The organism is Pseudomonas sp. 2VD (assembly GCF_005503585.1).
Taxonomy (GTDB): Bacteria; Pseudomonadota; Gammaproteobacteria; order Pseudomonadales; family Pseudomonadaceae; genus Pseudomonas; species Pseudomonas aeruginosa.
Genome location: NZ_SCND01000116.1, coordinates 1 through 15,417, shown reverse-complemented (window position 1 = coordinate 15,417; position 15,417 = coordinate 1). Strand labels below are relative to the sequence as shown.

At 68.1% G+C, this 15,417-nt stretch carries 14 protein-coding genes; 7 read left to right on the top strand and 7 right to left on the bottom strand.

Annotated elements, in window-relative coordinates:
- The 6 genes from FFS27_RS14825 to FFS27_RS14800 all read left to right on the top strand — a co-directional run.
- The coding region (locus FFS27_RS14825) for a molybdopterin molybdotransferase MoeA (protein WP_137952077.1) at positions 1 to 994 on the top strand (994 nt) is incomplete at its 5' end.
- A 114-nt stretch (positions 995 to 1,108) separates the two neighbouring features.
- The gene (gene ubiU, locus FFS27_RS14820) at positions 1,109 to 2,104 is read left to right on the top strand and encodes a ubiquinone anaerobic biosynthesis protein UbiU (protein WP_003093020.1); all 996 of its coding nucleotides are present in this window, start codon (positions 1,109 to 1,111) and stop codon (positions 2,102 to 2,104) included.
- An 11-nt stretch (positions 2,105 to 2,115) separates the two neighbouring features.
- A complete protein-coding gene (locus tag FFS27_RS14815) occupies positions 2,116 to 3,006 on the top strand; it encodes a U32 family peptidase (protein WP_003093019.1) in 891 nt (296 codons plus the stop codon).
- Positions 3,000 to 3,515 (top strand): ubiquinone anaerobic biosynthesis accessory factor UbiT, encoded by a 516-nt coding sequence (gene ubiT, locus FFS27_RS14810; protein WP_003137750.1) that lies wholly within the window; start codon positions 3,000 to 3,002, stop codon positions 3,513 to 3,515. Before FFS27_RS14815 ends, ubiT begins: the two co-directional genes overlap by 7 nt.
- A 251-nt stretch (positions 3,516 to 3,766) precedes the next feature.
- Positions 3,767 to 5,329: an alkaline phosphatase D family protein gene (locus FFS27_RS14805; protein WP_021265235.1), complete on the top strand. Its 1,563-nt coding sequence runs from the start codon at positions 3,767 to 3,769 to the stop codon at positions 5,327 to 5,329.
- Positions 5,330 to 5,365: 36 nt separating this feature from the next.
- Entirely contained in the window at positions 5,366 to 7,708 is a 2,343-nt protein-coding gene (locus FFS27_RS14800) for an endonuclease/exonuclease/phosphatase family protein (RefSeq protein WP_137952076.1), read from the top strand.
- Positions 7,709 to 7,899: 191 nt separating this feature from the next.
- On the opposite strand, the gene tsiT is transcribed toward FFS27_RS14800, so the two are convergent.
- From tsiT to FFS27_RS14770, 6 genes are all read right to left on the bottom strand, one after another.
- A complete protein-coding gene (gene tsiT / locus FFS27_RS14795) occupies positions 7,900 to 8,619 on the bottom strand; it encodes a type VI secretion system immunity protein TsiT (protein WP_021265234.1) in 720 nt (239 codons plus the stop codon).
- Positions 8,616 to 9,401 carry a type VI secretion system effector protein TseT gene (gene tseT, locus FFS27_RS14790; protein ID WP_003104240.1) on the bottom strand — a complete coding sequence of 262 codons (786 nt, stop codon included), beginning with the start codon at positions 9,399 to 9,401 and terminating at the stop codon, positions 8,616 to 8,618. Before tseT ends, tsiT begins: the two co-directional genes overlap by 4 nt.
- Positions 9,398 to 9,781, bottom strand: coding sequence for a hypothetical protein (locus tag FFS27_RS14785; protein ID WP_003132626.1), 384 nt, complete (start codon positions 9,779 to 9,781; stop codon positions 9,398 to 9,400). Before FFS27_RS14785 ends, tseT begins: the two co-directional genes overlap by 4 nt.
- Positions 9,774 to 10,301: a DUF4123 domain-containing protein gene (locus FFS27_RS14780; protein WP_003093008.1), complete on the bottom strand. Its 528-nt coding sequence runs from the start codon at positions 10,299 to 10,301 to the stop codon at positions 9,774 to 9,776. Before FFS27_RS14780 ends, FFS27_RS14785 begins: the two co-directional genes overlap by 8 nt.
- Positions 10,298 to 10,693, bottom strand: coding sequence for a PAAR domain-containing protein (locus FFS27_RS14775; protein WP_003093006.1), 396 nt, complete (start codon positions 10,691 to 10,693; stop codon positions 10,298 to 10,300). The genes FFS27_RS14780 and FFS27_RS14775 overlap by 4 nt, the downstream gene beginning before the upstream one ends.
- 384 nt (positions 10,694 to 11,077) lie before the next feature.
- The gene (locus FFS27_RS14770; RefSeq protein WP_003093004.1) at positions 11,078 to 12,661 is read right to left on the bottom strand and encodes a peptide chain release factor 3; all 1,584 of its coding nucleotides are present in this window, start codon (positions 12,659 to 12,661) and stop codon (positions 11,078 to 11,080) included.
- A 220-nt stretch (positions 12,662 to 12,881) separates the two neighbouring features.
- Here FFS27_RS14770 and ivy point away from each other — a divergent pair, with 220 nt between their 5' ends.
- The gene (gene ivy, locus FFS27_RS14765) at positions 12,882 to 13,343 is read left to right on the top strand and encodes a lysozyme inhibitor Ivy (RefSeq protein WP_021265075.1); all 462 of its coding nucleotides are present in this window, start codon (positions 12,882 to 12,884) and stop codon (positions 13,341 to 13,343) included.
- 95 nt (positions 13,344 to 13,438) lie between these two features.
- Here the strand turns inward: ivy and fecA are convergent.
- The coding region (fecA, locus tag FFS27_RS14760) for a TonB-dependent Fe(3+) dicitrate receptor FecA (protein ID WP_042952162.1) at positions 13,439 to 15,417 on the bottom strand (1,979 nt) is incomplete at its 5' end.

Sequence of the window (15,417 nt, the reverse complement as noted above, 5' to 3'; positions counted from 1 at the left end):
CAGCCTGACGGTCGGCGCGCGGATCGCCGCCGGCGACACCCGCGGCATGAGCCTGCCGCTGGGCCAGGCGGCGCGGATCTTCACCGGCGCGACGCTGCCTACCGGCGCCGACTGCGTGGTGCCGCAGGAACTCTGCGTGGTCGACGGCGAGCGCGTGCAGTTGCCGCCGGTGAGCGCCGGCCAGCATGTGCGCCGGCGCGGCGAGGAGTTGCGTCGCGGCGCGCCGGTGCTGCGTGCCGGACAGCGCTTGCGCCCGCAGGAACTCGGCCTGCTGGCGAGTCTCGGCGTCGCCACGGTCTCGGTGCGTCGGCGCTTGCGCATCGGCCTGCTGAGCAGCGGCGACGAATTGCGCGAGCCCGGCCAGACACTGTTGGCCGGGCAGATCTACAACGCCAACCGTTACTGCATCGGCGCCTTGCTGCGCGGTCTCGGCTTCGAGGTGCACGACGAGGAAGTGCTCGCCGACGAACTGGTGGCCAGCCGCGATGCGCTCAGCCTGGCGGCCTCCGAATGGGACGCGCTGGTCACCAGCGGCGGGGTCTCGGTAGGCGAGGAAGACCACCTCAAGCGCGCCATCGCCGAGCTTGGCGAGGTCAACCTGTGGCGCCTGGCGATCCAGCCGGGCAAGCCGTTCGCCTTCGGCTCCGTGGCCGGCAAGCCCTGGCTGGGGCTGCCCGGCAACCCTGCGGCGGCGCTGGTCACTGCATTGCTGGTGGCGCGTCCGTTCCTGCTTCGCCAGCAGGGACTGTTCGACGTAGTGCCGCGGCCGCTGGCGCTGCCGGCGGCCTTCGACTGGCCGCAACCGCGGGCGCGTCGCCAGTACCTGCGGGCGCGGCTCGATGAGCGGGGGCGGGTGGAAATCCACCCGCAGCAGGGCTCGGCGATGCTGCTTGCCGCCAGTTGGGCGGACGGGCTGGCGGTGATCGAGCGCGGCGCCACCCTGGGCGTGGGTGATGCGATCGACTTTCTGCCGTTCTCCGCACTGATGGCCTGAGGCCTTCTTGATCCCGGTCAAGCGCCGACCGGGAGCGTCTTTCTAGAGTGTGGCGCTTGTGCCCCGGGGTTGCCCACTGCCGCGGAGCGCGTTTTTCGCCAGAGGAGCAACCCCATGCAACTGGTCTGTCCGGCGGGCAGCCTGCCCGCCTTGAAGTCGGCCCTGCGACAGGGCGCCGACGCCATCTACGTCGGTTTCCGCGACGACACCAACGCCCGCCACTTCGCCGGCCTCAACCTTGACGAACGCCAGTTGCAGGAAGGCCTGCGGCGAGTCCACGAGGCCGGGCGGCAGCTCTACGTAGCGGTCAACACCTATTCCAGCGCGCAGGGCTGGGAGCGCTGGCAGCGCGCGGTGGACCAGGCCGCCGACCTCGGCGTCGATGCGTTGATCGCCGCCGACGTGGCGGTGCTCGGCTATGCCGCGAAGCGTCATCCGCGGCTCAACCTGCATCTGTCGGTGCAGGGCTCGGCAACCAATGCCGCGGCCCTGGCCCTCTATCACGAACGCTACGGCATCCGTCGCGCGGTCCTGCCCCGCGTGCTATCGCTGGCGCAGGTACGCCAGGTGGCGGCCGGCAGCCCGGTGCCGGTGGAGGTGTTCGCCTTCGGCAGCCTGTGCATCATGGCCGAGGGCCGCTGCCACCTGTCCTCCTACGTCACCGGCGAGTCGCCGAACCTCTGCGGCGTCTGTTCGCCGGCCAGGGCGGTGCGCTGGAGCGAGGAACCGGAGGGATTGACCTCGCGCCTCAACGAAGTGCTCATCGACCGCTACGCCGCCGGCGAGGCGGCCGGCTACCCGACCCTCTGCAAGGGCCGTTTCCTGGTCAATGGCCAGCGCTTCCATGCGCTGGAGGAACCGACCAGCCTGAACACCCTGGACCTGGTCCCGCAACTGGCGGAAATCGGCGTGGCGGCGGTGAAGATCGAAGGCCGCCAGCGCAGCCCGGCCTACGTCGAGCAGGTCACCCGGGTCTGGCGCCAGGCGCTGGACAGCTACGCCAGCGCGCCGGGCGCCTATAGCGTGCAGCCGCAATGGCAGCGCGCGCTGGCCGGACTTTCCGAAGGGCACCAGACCACCCTGGGCGCCTATCACCGTTCCTGGCAGTGAGGACCGCCGCGATGAAACTGAGCCTGGGACCGCTGCTGTTCTATTGGGACAAGCGGCAGATATTCGATTTCTACGCCGAGATGGCTAGCCAGCCGCTCGACGTCATCTACCTCGGCGAGACCGTCTGCGCTAAGCGCCGGGCGCTGTCCCTGAACGATTGGCAGGCGCTGGCCCGCGAGCTGGCGCAGGCGACCCGTGCCGAGCTGGTGCTCTCCGGGCTGGCGCTGATCGAGGCCGCTTCGGAGCTGTCCAGCCTGCGCCGGCTATGCGAGAACGGCGAACTCCGGGTCGAGGCCAACGACATGGCCGCCGTCTATTACCTCAGCCAGCGCGGCGTGCCTTTTGTCGGCGGTCCGGCGCTGAACCTCTACAACGGTCATGCCCTGGCCGAACTGTATTCCTGGGGCATGCGCCGCTGGATTCCGCCGGTGGAAGTCTCCGGCAAGCTGCTGCGCGGGGTGCTCGACCAGGCTGCGCAGCTGGGCCTGGAGCAATTGCAGACCGAGGTCTTCGCCTACGGTCACCTGCCGCTGGCCTACTCGGCGCGCTGCTTCACCGCGCGGGCGGAGAACCGGCCCAAGGACGACTGCCAGTTCTGCTGCCAGCAGTATCCCGAAGGTATCCCGCTGCTCAGCCAGGAGGGCGAGGCGCTGTTCACCCTCAACGGCATCCAGACCATGTCCGGCAAGGTCAGCAACCTGCTGGCCGACTACCGCTCGCTGGAACATAGCGGCGCCGACCTGCTACGCCTGAGCCCTCGGGCGCAGGGCATGGCCGAGGTGATCGCGGCCTTCGACCGGGTACGCAAGGGCGCCGCTCCGCCGCTCGCGGTGGAAGGCTGCAACGGCTACTGGCACGGCCGGCCGGGGATGCTGCGGGCAGAGGAGGCGGGGCTATGCTGAACCGCCAACGCCTGCTCCTCGGCGTCGCCGGACGCCTGTTGCCGCTGGCGGCGAAGGTTCCGCGCGGGCTCCAGCACCTGGTCCTGCAACGGGTCGCCAACCGGCTGTTCGCCCAGCCGCTGGAGGAGGGCGCCTTCGACCTGCTGGAAGGTCGCTGGCTGCGCCTGGAAGTCAGGGACCTCGGCGTCGGCTGGTGCGTCACCCGGGTACCCGGCGGCCTGCGCCTGGTCGAACGGCCACGGGCCAGCGTGACCATCCGCGGCGACTGGCGCGACTTCCTGCTGCTGGCCAGCCGGCATGAGGACCCGGATACCCTGTTCTTCCGCCGCCGCCTGGTGATCGAGGGCGACACCGAGCTGGGCCTGGCGGTCAAGAACCTCCTCGACAGCCTCGATCCGGAGCACCTGCCGCCCTGGTTGTGGAGCGCCGTGGAACGGGCCGGGCGGGCCGTGCAGGAGGAGCGCGGCGAGGCGCCCCAGGGGCCGGTCCAGGGGGCGCGGGGCGGCTGAGGTCGGTGGAAAGGGGCGTATAGCGACGCCAATGTCGCTGGGCGCGCCCCTCCGATTGGGTGTATTCCCTGAAGCCTGAAACTCACTGAGGCTCTTTTCAGCGAGGCAACGCCCGGTTCGTTGCCGCATGGGCGGCGCGGAGCGAATGGGCGTTTCCCCTGACCAAACGGATAGCCTGTCTGTCCCCGTAACGCCCCTGTCAACTTGCCCCGGTAAACCGGACCTTCGTGAAGCCTGCGGAGAACTCCGGTATGAGTGGGATGGACCTCAAGCGCCGCCGCGTCGTGCAAGGCCTGGGCGCTGGACTGCTGTTGCCGGCGCTGGGCGCGCCGGCGGTGATCGCCTCGCCCAGGGCGCGGCCGAAGCTGACCGATGGCGTGCAATCCGGCGATGTGCAGGGCGACCGCGCGCTGGTCTGGAGCCGCACCGACCGCCCGGCGCGGATGATCGTCGAATGGGACACCCGTAGCGTCTTCAGCGAGCCGCGCCGGCTGGTCTCGCCGGTCACCGACGAGCGCCTCGACTACACCGCGCGCATCGACCTGCGTGGCCTGCCAGCCGACCAGTCGATCTTCTACCGGGTGCGCTTCGAGGATGCCCGCGACGGCAGCCTGAGCAAGCCCTGGTTCGGCCACCTGCGCAGTGCGCCGAGCGAGACGCGCAATATCCGTTTCGTCTGGAGCGGCGACACCTGCGGGCAAGGTTTCGGGATCAATCCGGATATCGGCGGCATGCGTATCTACGAAGCCATGCGCCGGCGCCAGCCGGATTTCTTCCTGCACAGCGGCGATACCATCTATGCCGATGGGCCGATCCCCGAACGCATCGAGACCGAGAGCGGGCGCATCTGGCGCAACCGGGTGACCGAGGCCAAGAGCAAGGTCGCCGAGACCCTCGACGAGTTCCGCGGCAACTACCGCTACAACCTGCTCGACGACAACCTGCGCCGCTTCAACGCCGAGGTGCCGCAGATCTGGCAATGGGACGACCACGAGACCACCAACAACTGGTCCTCCAGCAAGCAGCTCGACGAGCGCTACCAGGTGAAGGACATCGACGTGCTGGCGGCCCGCGCGCGCCAGGCGTTCCTCGAATACGCGCCGCTGCGCTTCCAGCGCCAGGGGCGCGACGGGCGGATCTACCGCAAGGTCGCCTACGGCCCTTTGCTCGACGTGTTCGTCCTCGACATGCGCAGCTACCGCGGCGGCAACAGCGCCAACCTGCAGGCGCGGCGCAGCGCCGCCACCGATTTCCTCGGCCGTGAACAGTTGCAATGGCTCAAGCGCGAGTTGCGCGGTTCGCGTGCGCAGTGGAAGGTGATCGCCGCCGACATGCCGATCGGCCTCTGCGTGCCCGATGGCAAGGACGCCCAGGGTCGCGACCGCTGGGAGGCCATCGCCAACGGCAACGACGGCGCCGCCCTCGGCCGCGAGCTGGAGATCGCCGACCTGCTGCGCTTCGTCCAGCGCGCCGGGGTGCGCAACACCGTCTGGCTGACCGCCGACGTGCATTACTGCGCAGCCCACCACTACAGCCCGGAGCGCGCCGCGTTCAAGGACTTCGCGCCGTTCTGGGAGTTCGTCGCCGGGCCTCTCAATGCCGGTAGTTTCGGACCCAACGCGCTGGATGGCACGTTCGGCCCGCAGGTGATGTTCCAGAAGGCCCCGCTGGTCCAGAACAGTTCCCCCTTCGCCGGCTACCAGTTCTTCGGCGAGGTGGAGATCGATGCGCAAAGCCGCGCGCTCACCGTCACCTTGCGCGACCTCGACGGCGAGCCGGTGTTTTCCCAGGAACTGCAGCCCGACGGCGCCTGAGCCGCGGCGACCCCATTCCGATAAAGGAGTATCCCGATGCACCCCTTGCGTAACGCCGCCCTGCTGGGCGGCCTGGCCCTGCTGGGCCTGCCGGTGGCCAACGCCGCCGAGCTGATCATCTCCGAGTATGTCGAAGGCAGCGGCAACAACAAGGCGCTGGAGTTCTACAACAGCGGCAGCCAGGTCCTCGACCTCTCCGCCTACCGCGTCGAGTTCTATTTCAACGGCGCCAGCGCGGCGGGCCGCAGCATCGACCTGAGCGGCAGCCTGGCGCCGGGCAAGACCTTCGTCCTTGCCAACGGCGTGGCCGACCCGGCGTTGCTGGCGCTGGCCAGCCAGCGGGTGGAAGGCAGCTGGTTCAATGGCAACGACGCGGTGCTGCTGCGCCGGCGCAGCGGCGCGATCCTCGACAGCCTCGGCCAGGTCGGCTTCAACCCCGGCACGACCTGGGGCAGCGGCGATGTGCAGAACCTCGACCGGAGCCTGGTGCGCAAGGCCGACATCCGCGACGGCGACAGCGATCCCAGCGACGCCTTCGACCCGGCGGCGCAATGGCTGGGCTACCCGCGCGACACCTTCGCCAACCTCGGCCAGCATGGCGCTGGCGAGCCCGGCGGCGGCGAGGAGGCCGGCCTGCGACCGATCCACGAGGTGCAGGGCGCCGGCGCCGAAAGTCCGCTGGTGAACCAGCGGGTCGCCATCGAGGGCGTGGTGGTCGGCGACTTCCAGAACGCCAGCGAGCTGAAGGGCTTCTACGTGCAGCAGGAAGATGCCACGGTGGACGGCGACCCGGCGACCTCCGAAGGCATCTTCGTCTACGACGGCGGCAACGGCAGCGACGTCAAGCTCGGCGACCGCGTCCGGGTGACCGGCCAGGTCCGCGAGTTCAACGGCCTCACCGAACTGGTCGGGCCGCTGCAGGTCAGCGTCCTGGCGAGCGGCGTGGCCTTGCCGACGCCGGCCGGCATCAGCCTGCCGCTGGCCAGCGCCGATGCGCTGGAGCGCTACGAAGGCATGCGCGTGCAGCTCCGCCAGACGCTGACCGTCAACGAGGTCTACAACCTCGGCCGCTACGGCGAGGTCCTGCTGTCCTCCGGCGGCCGCCAGATGACTCCGACCAACGTGGTGGCTCCCGGCGAACAGGCCAAGGCCATGCAGGCGCGCAACGACCTCGACCGGATTCTCCTCGACGACGGCCGCAGCGGGCAGAACCCCGACCCGATCCGCTACCCGGCGCCGGAACTGAGCGCCTACAACAGCCTGCGCGTCGGCGACCGCACCAGCGCCATCGACGGCGTGCTCGACTACTCGGCCGGCAGCTACCGTATCCAGCCGTTGCAGACGCCGACCTTCGAGGCGGCCAATCCGCGTCCGGCCCAGCCGGCGGTGGAAGGGCGCCTGCGGGTGGCCAGCTTCAACGTGCTCAACTACTTCAACGGCGATGGCAAGGGCGGCGGTTTCCCCACCTCGCGCGGAGCCAACACGGCCGAGGAGTTCCAACGGCAGAAAGCGAAGATCGTCGCGGCGATCCTCGCCTCGAAGGCGGACATCGTCGGCCTGATGGAGATCGAGAACGACGGCTACGGCGAGTTCAGCGCCATCGCCGACCTGGTCAACGGCCTCAACGCCAGCCTGCCCCAGGGCCAGCGCTATGCCTTCGTCAACCCGAACCGGGCGAAGCTGGGCAGCGACGAAATTGCCGTGGGGCTGATCTATCGCGGCGACAAGGTCCGCACCTATCGATCCGCGGCGGTGCTCGACAGTTCGGTGAACCCGGAGTTCGACGATACCCGCAACCGTCCGACCCTGGCCCAGACCTTCCAGGAGATCAATGGCGGCGAACGCCTGACCATCGCGGTGAACCACCTGAAGTCGAAGGGCTCGGCCTGCGACGGCGACCCGGACACCGGCGACGGCCAGGGCAACTGCAACCTGACCCGGGCGCGCGCCGCCCAGGCCCTGGTGGACTGGCTGGCGGGCGATCCGACGGGCGCCAAGGAACCTGACCGCCTGATCATCGGCGACCTCAATTCCTATGCCAAGGAAGACCCGGTGAACGTCATCCGCGGCGCCGGCTACACCGACCTGGTGGCGCGTCAGGCGGGCGCAGGAAAGGGCTACTCCTACGTGTTCTCCGGGCAGTCCGGCTACCTTGACCACGCCCTCGCCAACGCCAGCCTGGCGCGCCAGGTACGCGGCGCGGTGGAGTGGCACATCAACGCCGACGAGCCCCGGGTGCTGGACTACAACGTCGAGTTCAAGACCCCTCGGCAGCAGGACAGCCTGTACAACGCCGAGCCGTACCGGGCCTCCGACCACGACCCGGTGGTGATCGGTATCGACCTGCGCCGGGTGGCGATGAAGAAGCACCGCAGGTAGGCAGCGGATAGCGCCCGTGGCGTTGGTCGCCATGCAGAAAGGCCACCCTCGGGTGGCCTTTCTGCATGGCACGTGGGCCTGTAGGGCGAATAACCGCTTGCGGTTATCCGCCGTTGTGGCGGGATCTCGGCGGATAACGCCGGTGGCGTATTCGCCCTACGGAACGCAGGCGGCTTTTGCTTCGTACGTCGTCAACCGCGCAGCGGCGGCAGGTAGCCCAGTTCCATCAGCTTGATGTCCGCTTCACCGACGCGCTCGAAATGTTCGCGACGGGTTTCGTCCATCGGTTCGCGGCCGTTCAGCAGCAGGGTGCCACGGCTGGGAATGTCGACCAGCTCCGTAGCCGCCGGGAAGTCCGTGGCCCTTAGCGGATGCGGGCAGAAGCCGATCCAGCCGATGCTGCGGCGGTCCGGGAAGGTCCGCTGGTGTACGAAATACGTATGCGGAGCGAGCATGCCCCAGGTCGTTTCGGGCCAGATTTCCAGCGCCGCGAGGAAGATCGCGACGAAGGAGGAAGCCGGTGCGTCGAACACTTGCAGCAGGCTGCCGGCATCTTCCAACTGGAGCCTGGACGAGACGGCCCTGCCGCTGGCCTCGTAGTCCAGCGACAACCCGCCCTTGAGCGGATCCTCCTCGCCGTTCCATAGCACCAGTTCCACCGCCCGGGTGCGTCGGTCACGCGACAGGGCCTTGGCGAGATCCTGGCGGTGCTCGGTGACGTTGTGGCTGAGGGCATCGCGCAGGGAGTCGCCGCACAGGTACCAGTTCTCCAGCACCGGATGGAGGGGCGCGAGGGCATCGAGGAAGCGCTCTATCCGTTGCAGGTGCTGGTCGTCGTCCAGTTCGAGGAGCCGTGCCGGATCGAAGTACAGCTCGAATATGTAGCGCCTGAAAGCCTTGGCGTCCGTCATGCGCAATACCCCGGGTTCTCTTCGCAAAACCTTTTCATCTCTTCCTGTTCCTTCGCGCGGGTTTCCTGGTAGTCGTCGTGCTCGTCCGTTCCCGGCATCGGATTCCAGAATGCCTTCAGGTTGGCCAGTCCCATGCGCAGGTACTCCGCGGCGCAGTACTCGTAGACGATCCGCTGCAGGAAGTGCCATTCGACGAACACCGGCGGGGTCGGTCGGGCCTTGTCGCTGTGGACCTCGGCCTTCTGCAGCAGGTCCGACTTCACCTTGGCCCGCGCCCAGGGCCTGGGCACGCCGAGCAGCGGGACGAACAGGAAGGCGTAGTTGGCCTTCGCCTCCAGCAGGGTGCAGCGCGGCTCGTCGAAGCCGTCCCACCAGGTGCCGCTCCAGAACCATTCGTGGGGAAACGGGAAATTGGTCACCCACTGCTGGTAGCGCGCGGACAGGTCCGACATGCTGTGGCCCTTGCCGTTATTGGCGATGGCCATTTCGCCCCGGGACGGCGGGCACTCCACGCAGTCCTTGTCGCGGCCCTGGCTCTTGCTGCAATCGCGCTCGGCTTCCCGGGTCCGGTCGCGGCTCAGCGTGCCGGTCTCGGTCCTGGGCAGGGTCTGCGGCACCGGCATCGGACGCGGTACCGGCCTGGGCAGCGCGCCGGGGGCCGGTCGCGGCAGCGGGCGCGGCGCCGGCATCGGCAAGTGCGGCCGGGGCGGCGCGGGTAGCTCGAAGGGCAGCCGCGGGCCCATGCGGGGCAGCGGTCGGAAAAGCGCGCCTATGCCGCTCATGCCGGTCTCCCCGAGGTTTCGTACGCGCGCCATTTCTGGCTGGCCAGGCGAAACTCGACGATCCGTTCGTAGTCCTGGAAGCGTTGTTCCGGGCTGTCAGCCAGCGGCCGGCGCATGTGCGCGAGAAACGCCGGCGTGTCCTGGAAGCCGGGGAAGGCCAGGCCGTGCAGGAGAAAGCGTTCGATCGTCCCGGGCTCTTCGATACCCAGCTCCAGCGCCGTCGCGCGCAGCTCGCCGAGTTGCCGGATGGCGGGCAGCAGGCCGCGTCGTTCGAGCCAGGCGGGAGCCTCCCGGCGTACCTCCAGCAGGACCCGCTCGATGACTTCGTCGTCGCGGACCCGCTGCAGGCGATCCAGTTGGCCGGCATCCAGTTCAAGCATCGGCGGTCCGCTCCGTTTCCCGGTCATAGACGAGATAGCCGCCCTGCAGGGGCTGCCAGACCTGCCAACGCTCCAGCGGCGCCATCACTTGCGTCCATTGCCGCGCGGTCATGACCTGCTCCAGCGCCCGGCGCACTTCCGGGCTGTAGTAGCGCAACAGCGCCCGGCGGCCGTCGGGCATGCGGGTGAAGAGCAGCCCGGCGAAGTGTTTCGCGAGGTTTTCGAAGGACGCCCGGCTCCACAGCCAGGAGGTCATGGGCGAGCGGCGGTCCCAGTCGCGCAGCCAGCCGAGGAATTCGCCCGATGACGAAAGCGAGGCGCTGTCCATGAATTCGATCAGGACCGGCCCGGCATGGGCGATTTCGTCCAGCTCGCTCCCGGCCAGCAGCCAGCGCGAGCGGATTTCCCCCGCGGCCTTTTCCAGGCGGGTGTCCAGGGTCAGGTAGCGGGCGCCGTCCGCCAGGGCGAACAGACGGCTGTCCGGCGTAGGCGCCGCGAGCGCCGGCTGGAGCCGGCTCACGGTGCGCCGCCGAGGCTTTCCAGGGGCACCAGGGCCTGGTTGCGGCGTGCCGCCAGCAGCAGGCATTGCAGGCACAGCTTCGGTGGGGCGAGGGCGAGAGCGGGTGCGCCGCCGCCGCTGTTGCCGATCAGCACCGTGCCCGCGCCGCCGACCACCAGGTTGCCGTGGGTGCCGACGCTACCTACCACGGTGGCGGGCTTGCCGTTGATCAGTACGTTGGCGATGACGTTGGCGCTGAGGGTGGCGCCGCAGGCGGTGGCGTCGCCCTGGCGGGCGGCGGACCGATGGTCGAAGAAGACGTCGGGCGAGCCGCCGACGATCGGGTTGCTGCCGTGGCCCGGCAGCGGACACGCGGTCGGATCGCCCAGGCGCGCAGCGGGTTTGCCGCTCATGCTCAAGTCCCTATGAGATAAACCCTGGCACTCTGCCGTGCCACTCGGGGGCGGACAACCTATCTGAACTGCTCAGGAGGCACCTTCGGAAACGGCTTGGGCAACCGCGTCCTTGCCTGGTTGCGCTTGAAGGGATTTCCTACCTGGAAGTCTCGTCACCCGCCTGCGAAAGGCGCAGGCGTACGGAGCGATGGCGCGATGGGGAGGGGAGCCTGGGAGGAGGGAAGGAGGCGTTTCGCGCAGCGTCGCGTTCGCTTTGCCTGCGCAGGGGCTGTCCGCCGATACCGCGCTGGAGCGACGGATAGCCGCGATAGGGTTATCCGCCCTGCGCCGAGACCGCCGCGGGAGGAGACAGGGAGGCTGTTCCTGGCTCCTCCCGTGCGATCAGTGATGCTCGCGCGTCGCGCGGAAGCGGATGTCCGGCCAGCGTTCTTCCATCAGGCTGAGGTTGACGCGGGTCGGCGCCAGGTAGGTGAGGTGCCCGCCGCCGTCCACGGAGAGGTTCTCGAAGGCCTTGTCCTTGAACTCCTTGAGCTTCTTCTCGTCGTCGCACTCGATCCAGCGTGCCGACCAGACGTTGATCGCCTCGTAGGCGCACTCGACCTTGTATTCCTCCTTCAGGCGGCTGGCGACCACGTCGAACTGCAGCACGCCCACCGCACCGAGGATGATGTCGTTGTTGCGCTCGGGGAAGAACACCTGGGTCGCACCTTCCTCGGCCAGTTCCTGCAGGCCCTGGCGCAACTGCTTGGACTTCAGCGGGTCTTTCAGGCGCACGCGGCGGAACAGTTCCGGGGCGAAGTGCGGGATGCCGGTGAAACCGAAGTTCTCGCCTTCGCTGAAGGTGTCGCCGATCTGGATGGTGCCGTGGTTGTGCAGGCCGATGATGTCGCCGGCATAGGCCTCTTCCAGTTGCTCGCGCTCGGAGGAGAAGAAGGTCAGCGCGTCGGCGATCTTCACGTCCTTGCCCAGGCGCACGTGGCGCATCTTCATGCCTTTCTCGTACTTGCCCGAGCAGATGCGCATGAAGGCGATGCGGTCGCGGTGCTTGGGATCCATGTTCGCCTGGATCTTGAACACGAAGCCGGAGAATTTCTCCTCGGTCGGCTCCACGCTGCGTTCGTGGGTGGCGCGCGACAGCGGCTGCGGCGCCCAGTCGACGATGCAGTCGAGGACCTGGTCGACGCCGAAGTTGCCCAGCGCGGTGCCGAAGAACACCGGGGTCATCTCGCCCTTGAGGAAGGCGTCCTTGTCGAATTCGTGGCAGGCGCCCTGCACCAGCTCCAGCTCTTCGACGAAATTGTCGTAGAGATCGCCGAGGTGGGCACGGGCTTCGTCGGAGTCGAGCTTTTCGATGACCTTGGTCTCGATGCGCTCGTGGCCGTGGCCCGGGACGTAGACGATGATCCTGTCGTCGGCCAGGTGGTAGACGCCCTTGAAGTCCTTGTAGCAGCCGATCGGCCAGGTGATCGGCGCGGCCTTGATCTTCAGCACCGCCTCGATCTCGTCGAGCAGCTCGATGGGGTCGCGGATGTCGCGGTCGAGCTTGTTGATGAAGCTGACGATGGGCGTGTCGCGCAGCCGGCAGACTTCCATCAGGGCGATGGTCCGCGGTTCGACGCCCTTGCCGCCGTCGAGCACCATCAGCGCCGAGTCCACCGCGGTCAGGGTGCGGTAGGTGTCTTCGGAGAAGTCTTCGTGGCCGGGGGTGTCGAGCAGGTTGATCATGTGCTCGCGGTAGGGGAACTGCATCACCGAGGTGGTGATGGAGATGCCGCGCTGCTTTTCCATCTCCATCCAGTCGGACGTGGCGTGGCGGTCGGACTTGCGCGACTTCACGGTACCGGCGACGGCGATCGCCTTGCCCATCAGCAGGAGCTTCTCGGTGATGGTGGTCTTACCGGCGTCGGGGTGGGAAATGATCGCGAAGGTACGGCGCTTCGCGACTTCGGCGGCCTGAGTGGTCATGGATGCGTGCCTGCTGGAATCCGTTGGCGTGGGCGCGGGACGGCCCGGAAAAACGCGGGATTATAGCGGTAAAACGCGGCGCGTCGGGATGCCTGTCATCCGGCGATCGATGGAATTGCCGGTGGACAGCGAACTTGTCGCAGTCGTGCCGTTCCAAGCAGCCAGCGGCGGCCACCGCCGGATAGACTGCTTTCATTTCACCCGATCGAAGGAAATCACCATGAACGGAGTATCCAGACTGCTCTCCCTGGCGTTGCTGGGCGCGGCGCTGCACTGGGCGCCGGCGCAGGCCGAGGAGCAGCCGCGGCTGTTCGAACTGCTCGGCCAGCCCGGCTACAAGGCCACCTGGCACGCCATGTTCAAGGGCGAGAGCGACGTGCCGAGATGGGTTTCCGACGCCAGCGGCCCGAGTTCCCCGTCCACCAGCCTGAGCCTGGAGGGCCAGCCCTACGTCCTGGCCAACAGTTGCAAACCCCACGATTGCGGCAACAACCGCCTGCTGGTGGCGTTCCGTGGCGACAAGAGTGCCGCCTACGGGCTGCAGGTGAGCCTGCCGGACGAGCCCGCCGAAGTCATGCAGACGCCGAGCAAGTACGCCACCTATCGCTGGTACGGCGAACCCTCCAGGCAGGTCCGCGAGCTGCTGATGAAACAGTTGGAGAGCGATCCGAACTGGAAGTGACGCCGGGCCTGAGAGGGACCAGGCCCGGCGGCGGGGAGGGCGGATGATCGCTGGCGATCGTCCGCCGTTGCGCCATGCGCTCCCGCGGTCTTCCTTCAGAAACCGACCGAGGCCTGTACGTACAGGGTGCGCGGCTGGCCGACGTAGAGGCCCTTGTTGTTGTCGTCGAACGAGCGGGTGTAGTAGCGGCGATCGAACAGGTTCTTCACCCCCAGGCCGAGCTTGAGGTCGTTCAGTTGCGGGCCGAAGTCGTAGGTGCCGCGCGCGCTCCAGACCATCCAGCCGGCGATCCGCCCGGTGCTGCCGTCGGCGCTTTCGCTCTCGGTGTTGGCGTTGTCGGCGTACTGGCTGGTCTGGAAGCTGCCGTCGAGGTTGTAGCTCCAGGCGCCGGTGCGGTAGTTGGCGCCAAGGGTGCCCTTGTGCTTCGAGGAGAACGGCACCTGGTTGCCCTTGTTCGGCCCGTCCTCGCGAATGCTCGCGTCGACGTAGGCGTAGCTGGCATAGACGTCGAAGCCGGAGAGCAGCGGGTCGAGATCGGCCAGGTCGTAGGCGATCGCCGCCTCGATGCCCTTGTGCCGGGTCTTGCCGCGGGCGGTCACGCTGTCGGTCTGCTGGTTGCTCTCGTACTGGTTGTCGAAGTTGATCAGGAAGGCGCCCAGTTCGGCGCGCAGGATGCCGTCGTCGTAGCGGCTGCCGAGTTCCCAGGTGCGGGCCTTCTCCGGCTCGATGTCGCCGCTCTGCACTGCCTTGCCCATCTGGCTGTACTGCACGGTGCCGAACGAGCCCTCGGTGTTGGCGTAGAGGTTCCAGCTCGGCGTGAGGTGGTAGATCACGTTGAGCGCCGGCAGCGAGGCGTTGTAGCGGCCGCTGTCCTTGCTGTTCTTCAGCAGGTTCTTCTGTTCGGAATCGATCTTCTCGTAGCGGATGCCGGGGGTGATGGTCCAGTTGCCGATATCGATGCGATCGTCGATGTAGAACGCGTTGGCTTCGGTGCTGCCGCGGGTGTCGCGGTCGTTGCGGCTGCCGGTGCTGGGTAGCTGGCCGCTGTCGGCGCGGGTCCAGTAGCGCAGCTCGTGGCTGGCTTCGTTGACGTAGCGGTGGCCGATGCCCACTTCGTGGCGACTTTCGCCCAGCTCGAAACCCTGGCTGAAGCGGGTTTCCAGGCCTCGCACCCAGTATTCGCGCGGCGACAGGGTGAGGTTGCGGCCCTGGTCGAGGTAGCCGCTGCGCAGGGTCTTGGTGAAGAAGCCGGTGACGTTGAGCTTCTGGCTGGCGTTGGGGGTGTATTCGTAGCTGGCGCTGGCCAGGGTACGGCGGCCCCAGAACTTGTCGTAGGGACGGGTCGACTGGTACGGATCGTCGCGGTAGGCCGCGGCGCTGAGGCCGCCGGGCATGTCGGCCTCGCCGTCGTAGTACTGGGTCATCGCCGAAAACGCGTGTTCGTCGCTGGGCTGGAAGCGGCCCTTGAGAATCAGGTCGTCGATCCGCGTATCGCTGTGCTCGCGCCAATCGCCGCCGCGGGTGCCGGAGTAGAGCAGGGCGCCGCCGAGGCCGTTGGCGCCGGTGCCGCCGATCAGCACGTTGTGGGTGGTCTTCAGGCCGTCCTGGCTGGAGCTGGGGCTGAGTTCGCTGTGCACGTCGAGCTTGGTGGCGAAGTCCTCGGGGATCGCCCGGGTCACGAAGTTGACGATGCCGCCGACGTTCTGCGGCCCGTAGCGCACCGCGCCGCCGCCGCGGACCACGTCCACCGCGTCCATGTTGCCGATGGACACCGGCGCCAGCGACAACTGTGGCTGGCCGTAGGGAGCGAAGGGCACCGGGATGCCGTCCATCAGCACCGTCGAGCGCGACGCCAGGCGCGGGTTGAGGCCGCGAATGCCGAAGTTCAATGCCAGGTCGTGGCTGCCGGTGCCGTTGTTGAGCGGCGCGCTGACCCCGGGAATGCGCTCCAGCACTTCGCGGGTGCTGGCCGCGCCTTGGGCCTGGAACTGCTCGCGGCGGACCACGTCGCGCGCACCGGGATGCTCGAAGACGTCGGCGGCGCTGGCGTCGGCCAGCCAGTCGCCGACCACGG

Bases quoted from the DNA above. Each gene is read 5' to 3' on its own strand.
- ubiU (WP_003093020.1), top strand. From the start codon at position 1,109: ATGCAACTGGTCTGTCCGGCGGGCAGCCTGCCCGCCTTGAAGTCGGCC.
- FFS27_RS14815 (WP_003093019.1), top strand. From the start codon at position 2,116: ATGAAACTGAGCCTGGGACCGCTGCTGTTCTATTGGGACAAGCGGCAG.
- ubiT (WP_003137750.1), top strand. From the start codon at position 3,000: ATGCTGAACCGCCAACGCCTGCTCCTCGGCGTCGCCGGACGCCTGTTG.
- FFS27_RS14805 (WP_021265235.1), top strand. From the start codon at position 3,767: ATGAGTGGGATGGACCTCAAGCGCCGCCGCGTCGTGCAAGGCCTGGGC.
- FFS27_RS14800 (WP_137952076.1), top strand. From the start codon at position 5,366: ATGCACCCCTTGCGTAACGCCGCCCTGCTGGGCGGCCTGGCCCTGCTG.
- tsiT (WP_021265234.1), bottom strand. From the start codon at position 8,619: ATGACGGACGCCAAGGCTTTCAGGCGCTACATATTCGAGCTGTACTTC.
- tseT (WP_003104240.1), bottom strand. From the start codon at position 9,401: ATGAGCGGCATAGGCGCGCTTTTCCGACCGCTGCCCCGCATGGGCCCG.
- FFS27_RS14785 (WP_003132626.1), bottom strand. From the start codon at position 9,781: ATGCTTGAACTGGATGCCGGCCAACTGGATCGCCTGCAGCGGGTCCGC.
- FFS27_RS14775 (WP_003093006.1), bottom strand. From the start codon at position 10,693: ATGAGCGGCAAACCCGCTGCGCGCCTGGGCGATCCGACCGCGTGTCCG.
- FFS27_RS14770 (WP_003093004.1), bottom strand. From the start codon at position 12,661: ATGACCACTCAGGCCGCCGAAGTCGCGAAGCGCCGTACCTTCGCGATC.
- ivy (WP_021265075.1), top strand. From the start codon at position 12,882: ATGAACGGAGTATCCAGACTGCTCTCCCTGGCGTTGCTGGGCGCGGCG.